This is a genomic window from Rhizobium sp. WYCCWR 11152, from assembly GCF_013087615.1.
Lineage (GTDB): Bacteria > Pseudomonadota > Alphaproteobacteria > Rhizobiales > Rhizobiaceae > Rhizobium > Rhizobium indicum.
Window position 1 is genome coordinate 276,703 of record NZ_JABFCP010000010.1, and the last position, 6,393, is coordinate 283,095.

Annotated in this window: 7 protein-coding genes; 4 read left to right on the top strand and 3 right to left on the bottom strand. The window is 60.5% G+C overall.

Annotation, left to right across the window (positions count from 1 at the left end; all coding sequences use genetic code 11):
• Positions 1-23: 23 nt before the first annotated feature.
• Positions 24-1,208, bottom strand: a complete 1,185-nt coding sequence (locus tag G9X67_RS21495; protein WP_138334293.1) for an HlyD family secretion protein — start codon at positions 1,206-1,208, stop codon at positions 24-26.
• Between the two features lie 135 nt (positions 1,209-1,343).
• Here G9X67_RS21495 and G9X67_RS21500 point away from each other — a divergent pair, with 135 nt between their 5' ends.
• Positions 1,344-1,991, top strand: coding sequence for a TetR/AcrR family transcriptional regulator (locus G9X67_RS21500; protein ID WP_062941813.1), 648 nt, complete (start codon positions 1,344-1,346; stop codon positions 1,989-1,991).
• An 82-nt stretch (positions 1,992-2,073) separates the two neighbouring features.
• On the opposite strand, the gene uxuA is transcribed toward G9X67_RS21500, so the two are convergent.
• The gene (uxuA, locus tag G9X67_RS21505) at positions 2,074-3,261 is read right to left on the bottom strand and encodes a mannonate dehydratase (protein ID WP_138334294.1); all 1,188 of its coding nucleotides are present in this window, start codon (positions 3,259-3,261) and stop codon (positions 2,074-2,076) included.
• Between the two features lie 44 nt (positions 3,262-3,305).
• Positions 3,306-4,028 (bottom strand): GntR family transcriptional regulator, encoded by a 723-nt coding sequence (locus G9X67_RS21510; RefSeq protein ID WP_138334295.1) that lies wholly within the window; start codon positions 4,026-4,028, stop codon positions 3,306-3,308.
• 275 nt (positions 4,029-4,303) lie between these two features.
• Here G9X67_RS21510 and G9X67_RS21515 point away from each other — a divergent pair, with 275 nt between their 5' ends.
• The 3 genes from G9X67_RS21515 to G9X67_RS21525 form a co-directional block, all read left to right on the top strand.
• Positions 4,304-4,558, top strand: coding sequence for a hypothetical protein (locus G9X67_RS21515; RefSeq protein WP_138334296.1), 255 nt, complete (start codon positions 4,304-4,306; stop codon positions 4,556-4,558).
• A gap of 56 nt (positions 4,559-4,614) precedes the next feature.
• The gene (locus G9X67_RS21520) at positions 4,615-4,866 is read left to right on the top strand and encodes a hypothetical protein (protein ID WP_138334297.1); all 252 of its coding nucleotides are present in this window, start codon (positions 4,615-4,617) and stop codon (positions 4,864-4,866) included.
• Between the two features lie 322 nt (positions 4,867-5,188).
• On the top strand, positions 5,189-6,393 hold a 1,205-nt coding region (locus G9X67_RS21525; protein WP_171599624.1), incomplete at its 3' end, for an O-antigen ligase family protein.

A 6,393-nucleotide genomic window follows, 5' to 3' on the forward strand; every position in this document is an offset into this window, starting at 1 on the left:
CACGAACTCCTCGTCCCCCGGCCCTAGCTGCGGTCGTTCTTGGTATCGATGCTTGGCTGTACGGACATGCCGGGGCGAAGGTCGCCGTTTGCGGCGGCGTCACCGTCGAGCACGATCTTCACAGGAATGCGCTGGACGACCTTGGTGAAGTTGCCGGTGGCGTTGTCAGGCGGCAGCAGCGCGAATTCCTGGCCGCTTGCCGGCGCGAGGCTGTCGACATGGCCGTGATAGGTGCGGCCCGGGAACATATCGACCTCGATATCGACAGGCTGGCCGGCCTGGACGTCGGTGAGCTGGGTTTCCTTGTAGTTGGCGATGACATAGGCAGCCGTCGTCGGTACGACCGACATCAGCTGAGTGCCGGCCTGGACATATTGGCCGACGCGCAGCGTCCGGTTGCCGACGGTGCCGTCGACGGGCGCGGTGATCGTCGCATAAGAGAGGTTGAGTTCGGCCTGGTGCTGGACGGCCTGGCTGCGTGCAAGGGCCGCTCTCGCTTGGGCAAGCTCGGCGTTCAGCAGGTCGACCTGCTTGACGGCGGCATCGAGCGAGGCGCTGTCGCGCACGATCGAGGCCTGGGCGGCAGCGATCTGCGCGGCGGCCTGCTGCGCCGTCTGAACCGGGGCATAACCGCTGGTGGCGAGGTTCGAATAACGCTTGTTGTTCTGCTCGGCAAAGGTCTCATTGGCGCGGTCGACGTCGACGGTCGCGCGGGCGGCGGCAATCGTCGACTGCTGGATATCGAGAGAAGCCTGCTTGGCGTTGACGGTAGCTTCGGCCGCGGCGACATCGGCCTTGGCCTGATCGAGGGCCGCCTTGAAGTCGCGATCGTCGATGCGGGCGAGCGACTGCCCGACCTTCACCGTCTCGTTGTCCATGACCAGCACCTCGGCGAGATAGCCGGAAACCTTGGGGGCGATGGTGCTGTTGTCGGCCTTCACATAGGCATCGTCTGTCGAGATATGGAAGCGGCCAACCGTCCAGTAATCATGACCGTAATAGGCGCCGGCGGCGATCAGCACCAGCGCGGTGGCGCCGAGAAGCAGGGAGCGGCGGCCGCGCCTGCGCGTGGGCTTTTCCTCGGCAACGGCGGCGGCAGCTTCCGCGACGCGCGGCGGCTGGCCGGCGTCCAGGCTTGCCGGTACGGCTTCGGCAGTGTTTTCGACGGCAGTATTGTTGTTCAAGGCATGCAGCGACTTAATGGTCATTGTCTTTCTCCTAATGACGGTCGCCGTCACTTGGGCTGCGGCCTCTGAATTCGAATGAAATGCACTTTAGGAAACTTGATATTTTCCAAAATATGCATTAGAAAATAGATGTCAATAAGAATTTGGAAAATTGCCATGGTCCAAAATCACGAAATCGAGAAGAAGCCGCGAGGACGCCCGCAAGTCCGCTGCGACGAGGATACGAGAAGCGTGATCATCGAGGCGGCAAACAGGCAGTTCCACGAGAATGGCTATGCCGCGGCTAGCATCGCTGCGATCGCACAGGAGGCCGGCATTTCGACCAAGACGCTCTACCGCCTGTTTCCGACGAAAGGAGATCTCTTTTCAGAGATGATCACGGAGCGCACGGAGCGTTTTTTGTTGGCGCTTGACCCCGGCACACTCGCCGTGGCCGATCTCAGGCAAGGGTTGGAACGCATGCTGATGGCCTATGGCATGCTGACGCTTTCGGTCGATACGATCACCATGACCCGGCTGGTCATCAGCGAGTCTGATCGATTCCCCGAGATCGCCAACGCCTTCTACGAAAAGGCAGTCGTCAGGACCAATACACTGATGGAGAACTGGCTGCACAAGCAGATCGATCGTGGACTGATTGCCCTTGATGATCCGCATGCGGCCTGCGGCATGCTGCGCGGGATGATGATCATGGAGCCGCAGCGTGCCGCGATGCTGCGCCAGGAGCCGCCGCCGAAGATCGAAACGATTGCGGCGCGGGCGAAGATGTGCACCGATCTGTTCTTGAAGGGTTGCGCGCTCTGAAGCATCGCTCGGGCTTCAGAGCGCGATGATTTTCGCTGGAGCAATTCCAGCAAAAATGCGCGGCAGTTTTTTGCGTCCACCCTCAGTTTGGCGGAGCGCCCAGCGCATGCAGGATGCCGCGCAGTTCGGCGAGGCCGCGCATGCGGCCGATGGCCGGGTAGCCTGGTGTGACGACCTTGTCGAGGTCGTCGAGCATGCGATGGCCATGGTCCGATCGGAACACGATGGTGTCTTCGGGACTGCGGCGGCGGTCTTCCGCGACCAGTTCGCTGAGAACGGCGACCATATCGACGTCGCCTTCCAGATGCGCGCTTTCATGGAATGTCCGGCCGTCACCCTCGCGCGTCGTGGCACGCAGATGGGCGAAGTGGATGCGCGAGGCAAAGCGTCGGGCGATCGCCGGCAGGTCGTTTTCGGCGCGCACGCCGAGGCTGCCGGTGCAATAACACATGCCGTTCGCCGCCGATGGCACCGCATCGAAGAGAGCGGCATAGTCGTCCGCCGTCGAGGCGATTCGCGGCAGGCCGAACAGCGAACGCGGCGGATCATCGGGATGCAGCGTCAGCTTGACACCCCGGGCTTCGGCAGCCGGCGTCACCGCCTCCAGGAATTCAATCAGGTGCCGGCGCAGTCTTGCGGCATCGATGCCACTATAGGCGACGAGTTTGTCGCGGAAAGCCGGAATGGTCAGAGGTTCGGTGGTCGACCCCGGCAGAGCCGAGGTGATGATGCGGGTGATATCGGCGATCTCGTCGTCTGTCATCGCTTCGAATACGATACGCGCCCGTTCGCGGTCTTCGCTAGAATAGTGCTGCGCCGCATCCGGCCGTTCCAGGATGAAGAGATCGAAGGCTGCAAAACGCTCGTGATCGAAGCGCATGGCGGTGGCGCCGGTCGGCGTCACGAAATCGAGTTCGGTGCGGGTCCAGTCCACCACCGGCATGAAATTATAGCAGACGATCGGAATACCGCAGGCGGCGACCGCTTCGAGGCTGGCGATCCACGCCTCGATTTCGGCCTTCGCCTCCCCGCCCTTGCGCTTGACGGCATCGGGAATCGGGATGCTCTCGACGACCGACCAGACAAGCGGCGAGCGGTCGCCGGGCGTCGTCTCGATCAGAGCCTGGCGTTCGCGCACTTCCTTCTCCGTCCAGGCCCTGCCGATCGGCACCTGATGCAGCGAAGAGACGATATTCGTCGCGCCCGTCTGGCGGACATCATCCAGCGTCACCGGCGCTTCCGGTCCGAACCATCTCCAACCCTGTCGCATCCTTCTTCCTTCCCTCTCGCTTTTCGTTTCGTGTTGGCCTGCCGTCAGCAGAAATAATCGGGGTAACGCGCGCGCAATTCGTCGACATCGGGAATGACGGCACTCAGATGATGGGTCATGGCGCTGCGTGCAGCCGCCGCATCATGGGCGGCGAGCGCATCGCGGATGATCATGTGTTCCTGCACGACATTATCCGTGCGCCCAAGCACCGGCAAAGTCAGGCGCCGCGCCCGGTCGATCTGCACCTTGACCGTTTTCAGGATTGCCCAGATGCCGGGATAACCCGATATCTGCGTGATCGCCTCATGGAACGCCTCATCCTCCTCATGGAAGCTCGAGGCATTGCCGGTCGCGGCATGGGCCTGCTGGCGGGCAATGATGGCGTCGAGACGGGTGATATCGGTGGCCGTCGCGGTCAAAGCCGCAGCCTCGACGGTCGCGCCTTCAAGCGCCTTGCGCACGACGACCGCCTCAGGGATTGCCGAGACCGGCACCCGCGACACGACGGTGCCCGACTGCGGGTAGATATCGACCAGTCCGCCTTCGGAAAGCCGGAGCAGCGCCTCGCGCACCGGCGTGCGACTGACGCCGAAATCATCGGCGATCCGCTTTTCCTGCAGCAGCATGCCGGGCGGCATCCGCAGCGACACGATGTCGGCATAGAGGCGATCGTAGATGGCGCCAGCCGTGGTGATACGGCGCAGCCTGCCCCCGGCCTCCCGCGACGTCGGGACGACCAAAACTTCGACTTCTGATGCTTGCTGCATGGATATACCGGGACGCTGAAACTCAGTGGCATACTAGTATATCAATTTTATCGCCGTGCCAAGACATGCCGCTCAAGGTTCGGCGCTTCGCGAATTGAGCAAGTCGACCCGCGGGCCGCGGACTCGAGGCAAAAACATCGAACGGCAATTACCGTGTGAAAGCGCGGGTGAACGGCATAAACCTCGCGGAAATGGAAAGCCCATCTCTACGCCGAGGCACTCTTTGTTTGGAACTTAGATCGTCCAAGTTGGTTGAGATCCGCAAGGAGACCCTCATGAAAAAACCAGCACGACGCAAGACAAGCGAAAATACGACTGACGGCGCCCAGCCGAAAACTCCACCTGCCGCGGACGCAGGCAGACGGAAGATGGTTCGGCGAGCCGCAAAGCAGGGCGAAGCCGACAATCCTCCAAACCTCGCAGCATTGCGAGAGGCCTCGCGCGAACATACGGATGCATTCCTCGTCAAGACCGATCTCGAGGACGCCGATCAACGCGAAGCCTCCCCCGGCACACGCGAGCAGGATTGAACTTTCCGCCTCGCGCCAATTTCAGACCGCGCGCCAATTTCAGAAAGGTCCCCGACATGGTCGACAAACAGAACTTGAACGCTGGCTTCACCGGCACACCCGGCGAGCAGCCGGAGGGACTGACCAAGGTCGCGAAGTCGGCGGCCAAAGAGATGAAACGTGAGGCTTATGCCGTCGCCTTTGGTGCCAGAGAGCACCCGCATACCGCAAGCGCATTGCTGCTCACCACCGGCATTGTCGCATTCGGGCTTGGCTATCTCCTTGGTCGATCCTCGGCGGAAGGTTCGACACGGCCATATTGGCGATAGCGGCAGCCGCGTCATTTCAACGAGGCGCATGCATCGGTCTTCGCCGATCCCGATGATGCCGCCTTCTTTCTTTCGGTGCGCTCGTCGGCTGCTGGCTATCAAACCTTCACATCACGCCCGCACCTCAGACGTGTTTTCTGTTGAAGCCGGCCTTACCGTCGTACCTATTTGCCCCCCATCATCGAACAGAACCAGGTCTGGCCAGACGCCTGTTGCCGGAATACCACGTCGAATGAAGCCATAGATTGCACCGTGATCACAGCTTGACAGCTGTGATCACGATCCTTAGCGAGGCAGCATCGACACGGTCAGGACCGGCAACGTGAATTATTTCAGACAACTCAAGATGGCAGTGCTTTATCCGGGGGACGAGGCCGGAAGCGCACTCGACCGAAACAACCGCATTGCCGTCTTTCTCTTTGCAATCCTTCCAGGGCTTTCGCCGAACTTTAACTCCTTCATCCTCCTCGCGTCGATGGTGTGGGGCATCTACTGTCTGGCGACGGGCCGCCTCGTCTTGAACCTCTCGAAATCCGACCGGCTGGTTGCCATTGGCATGTCGATCTACCCGCTGGTGATGATCGCCAGCATCTTCATCAATCCGCCCTACTCCGAAGTACCGGACTGGATATTCCGGCTCCTGCCTTTCTTTTCCATCTGGCTGATATTGCCGCGGATGCGGCAATCTCCCGATGGCCGTCTCGTGCCGCTCTTTATCCTCGGCGCAGGCATCGGCATGATCGTCACCTTTCTTTTCAGCCTTCTGCAGATCATGTTTCTGATGGACAGGGCAGAGGCTGGAACGTCGAACGCTGCACTCCTCGGCGTGATAGGCATTCTGTTCGGCGGCATTGCGCTTCTCAACATTCAATCTCCCAGAAGCGTGGAGCAAAGAATTGCGATATTGGGATATGCCGCGGGTCTAGGCTGCGTTCTGCTTTCCGGAACGCGCTCGGCCTGGCTGGTCATTCCCGTCCATATCGTCATCTTTCTCTGGTATTTTCGCAAACACAGCTTCCATCTGAGTTTGCGCAGCCTGGCTATTACCAGCTCCTTGCTGTTGGCGGGACTTATCACCCTGGGCAGCGGCCAGATCCTCCATCGCATCCAGGCGCTTCAGGAAAATCTGACATCGCTCGAACGCACCGACGGCGAGATCACGTCGCTGAGTGCCCGGTTTGCCTTGTACAAAGGCGCACTATCGGCAATTAGTAAGGACCCGTTGACGGGTTATGGCCCGCAAAACCGGATGGCTTCGGTTTTGGCAGAGCTTCCCGATAATATAAGGCCGCAGCTGCCTTACTCGCATGTCCATAACGGCTTTCTGACCGCGGGAATCGACGCCGGCGTTTTCGGCATTGCAGCGCTTTCGCTGATGCTGCTGACGCCCGTGATCGGCGCGTGGAGAAAAGAAGCGGGACCGGGCCGGGATTTAGCGATTGCGCTCGCTCTTCTACTTGTCAGCAGCTACGTCATAACAGGCAGCTTTGGCATCATGTTCAATCAGAAAGCTTTGGATCCGATCTT

What these genes read in the sequence shown, in the direction of transcription:
- uxuA (WP_138334294.1), bottom strand. Translation starts at nt 3,261, where the DNA reads ATGCGACAGGGTTGGAGATGGTTCGGACCGGAAGCGCCGGTGACGCTG.
- G9X67_RS21520 (WP_138334297.1), top strand. Translation starts at nt 4,615, where the DNA reads ATGGTCGACAAACAGAACTTGAACGCTGGCTTCACCGGCACACCCGGC.
- G9X67_RS21515 (WP_138334296.1), top strand. Translation starts at nt 4,304, where the DNA reads ATGAAAAAACCAGCACGACGCAAGACAAGCGAAAATACGACTGACGGC.
- G9X67_RS21495 (WP_138334293.1), bottom strand. Translation starts at nt 1,208, where the DNA reads ATGACCATTAAGTCGCTGCATGCCTTGAACAACAATACTGCCGTCGAA.
- G9X67_RS21500 (WP_062941813.1), top strand. Translation starts at nt 1,344, where the DNA reads ATGGTCCAAAATCACGAAATCGAGAAGAAGCCGCGAGGACGCCCGCAA.
- G9X67_RS21510 (WP_138334295.1), bottom strand. Translation starts at nt 4,028, where the DNA reads ATGCAGCAAGCATCAGAAGTCGAAGTTTTGGTCGTCCCGACGTCGCGG.